General features: G+C 67.1%; 1 protein-coding gene. It reads left to right on the forward strand.

Annotated elements, in window-relative coordinates; all coding sequences use genetic code 11:
• Positions 1-460: 460 nt before the first annotated feature.
• A complete protein-coding gene (locus tag CLV70_RS38720; protein ID WP_146164364.1) occupies positions 461-2,785 on the forward strand; it encodes an RHS repeat domain-containing protein in 2,325 nt (774 codons plus the stop codon).
• Positions 2,786-2,802 lie beyond the last annotated feature (17 nt).

The following is a 2,802-nucleotide window of genomic DNA, read 5'->3' on the forward strand; positions in this document are numbered from 1 at the left end:
CGTGCTGCCTGCCGTCGTACCTGTTCCCGGCGGGCGCGTTGTTGCGGGCCGACCCCGCCGCCGTCCCCGTATCGCATGCCCTAACTAGACAGCAGTCCCGAACCGGCAGGAATCACCCAAAGCGGCGATGTGGACGTAGGAGTGACCTCAACCCCAGAAGCTCAGTAAGGACCGGTGCGTCAGCGACTGCGCCACCCACGACGGGGTGCACTGGCTGGATACCCCGTGGGATCAGGAGTGCACGAAGGCGCCGTGTATGCAGTTCGCTCCGACGTTCTGGTCCTCGAAGCGACTCGACACCGTTCTGACTCAGGTCAAGAGCGGATCGGGGTATCGCAATGTCGATCGGTGGACGCTGCACCAGACGTATCCGGATCCAGGCGACGGTACCCGGGCTGGCCTGTGGCTCAGCAGGATTTCCCACGAGGGCCTGGTCGGGATGCGCGCGACCGTGCCCGACGTGGAATTGACCCACGTCCAGCTCGCCAACCGGGTGGACACGATCGACCATTCGCCCGCGATGAACTGGATGCGGATCGCGAAGATTCGCAACGAGTCGGGCGGCACGATCAACGTGACGTACTCGCCGGAGGAATGCAGCGCCGATCCGGCCAACCGGAAGATCCCGGCCGATCCGTCGACGAACACCATGCGGTGCTACCCGGTGCGGTGGACGCCCGAGGGATACACCGCCCCCGTCACGGACTGGTTCCACAAGTACGTCGTCGACACCGTGTACGAGATCGACCAGACCGGCGGTGCGCCACCGAACGGCAGCCCCCGGATCGTGCATAAGTACGACTACTCGTCCCCCGCATGGCATTACACCGATGACGACGGCCTGATCGACGTCAAGAGCAAGACCTGGTCCGACTGGCGTGGCTACCGGACCGTCACGGTCACCACGGGCGATCCCGGCGAGCAGACATTCACCGAGAGCCGCTTCTTCCAAGGTATGCACGGTGACAAGCTTCCGTCCGGACGCCGTACCGTCACCGTGCCCGGCGCCGGTGTGCCCACCGTCAACGACGAGGACGAGTTCTCCGGGATGGTCCGGGAAGCAATCACCTACGACGGCCCGGGCGGTGCCGAGGTGTCCCGTCAGGTGTCCGAGCCGTGGCGGTCCGCGCCGACCGCGTCGCGGACCGTCAACGGCGACACCGCCGAGTCGCGCTTCACCGAAGTCCAGGCCAGCCACGAGCGCGAGCAACTGGACGGCGGCCGGGCACCGCGGGTCAGCAGCATGCGCAAGACCTTCGACGACTACGGGATGGTGACCGCCACAGACGACGCCGGCGACGTGGCTGTCACCGGCGACGAGACCTGCACGCAGAACACCTTCGAGCCGCGGAACACGACGGTCTGGGTGGTGGGGGTGACCCACCGCATCCGGAGCTTCGCCGCCACGTGCGCCCAGGCGGCCGACCCGGCCGCGCTCTCCGAGGCGCAGGTGATCTCCGACAACCTGACGTCGTACGACGGCCACGCTTGGGGCGTCGCCGCCGACGTCGGGGCGGCGACCCGGATCGAGCGGATGGCGGCCTGGAACAACGGCACACCGACGTTCGAGACGATCGCCCGTGCCGACCACGACGTTCACGGCCGGGTCCGCCATCGGTGGGACGCCATGGACAAGGTGACCGTCACCGAATACACCCCGCCGACCGGCGGGCCCGTCACCCAGACCACGGTGACGAACCCGCTCGGGCACGTCACGAAGGTCACTGCCGAACCGGCCTGGGGTGTGGCGCTGACCGCGGTGGACGCCAACGACAAGACCACGATCACGGCGTACGACGGCATGGGGCGGTTGCTCAAGGTGTGGCTGCCCGGCCGCGACCCGGCGTCGCAGACGCCGAACACGGCCTACACCTACCTGGTACGCAACGATGCGGTGAGCGTCGTGACCACCAGCGCCCTCAACGCCAAGGGCGAGTACTCCACCAGCTACGCCATATACGACGGATTGTTGCGTCTCCGGCAGACCCAGTCACCGTCGCCGTCTGGCGGCCGGCTGCTGACCGACAAGTTCTACGACACGGTCGGCCGCGAGGCGCTGACCTACGACGCGTACTACAACAGCGGCGCGCCCAGCACGACGCTGGTCACCGCGACCGACCGTACGTTCGTGCCGAGCCAGACCCGGATCCTGTACGACGGCGCCGGCCGGACGACGTCGACCGTCTTCCAGCCGTATAACGTCGAGCGCTGGCGTACTACGACCGCCTACGGCGGTGACCGGGTGGATGTCGCCCCGCCGGCGGGCGGCACGGCGACGTCCACCGTCGACGACGTCCAAGGCCGGGTCCGGACGCTGCGGCAATTCCACGGCTCCGTACCCACCGGCGACAGCGACACCAGCACGTTCTTCTACAACCGCAAGGGCCAACTCGAACGGATCACCGACCCGGCCGGCAACAAATGGACGTACGGCTACGACCTGCGCGGCCGCCAATCCTCGGTGACCGATCCCGACCGCGGCACCTCAACGACGACCTTCGACGAGGCCGACCGTCCCGCCACGTCAACCGACGGTCGCGGCGAGACGCTGGCGTACCAGTACGACGCGCTGGGACGCAAGATCGCGCTCTTCGATGATGTGATCTCGACCAGGCCGCGAGCGCGATGGACCTACGACACCATCGCGAAGGGCCAGCTCACCCAATCGATCCGGTACAAAGGCACCGTCGCCTACGTCACCAAGATCTGTCAAGCCCCGGGTTTGATGGAGAGTTGGTTAGCTGGTTTTCAGGGGTGCAATGACCGGCTGGGTCATCACGTGTAGTGCCTCGTGTTCGGCGG

It is taken from the genome of Pseudosporangium ferrugineum, assembly GCF_003002065.1.
GTDB lineage: Bacteria > Actinomycetota > Actinomycetes > Mycobacteriales > Micromonosporaceae > Actinoplanes > Actinoplanes ferrugineus_A.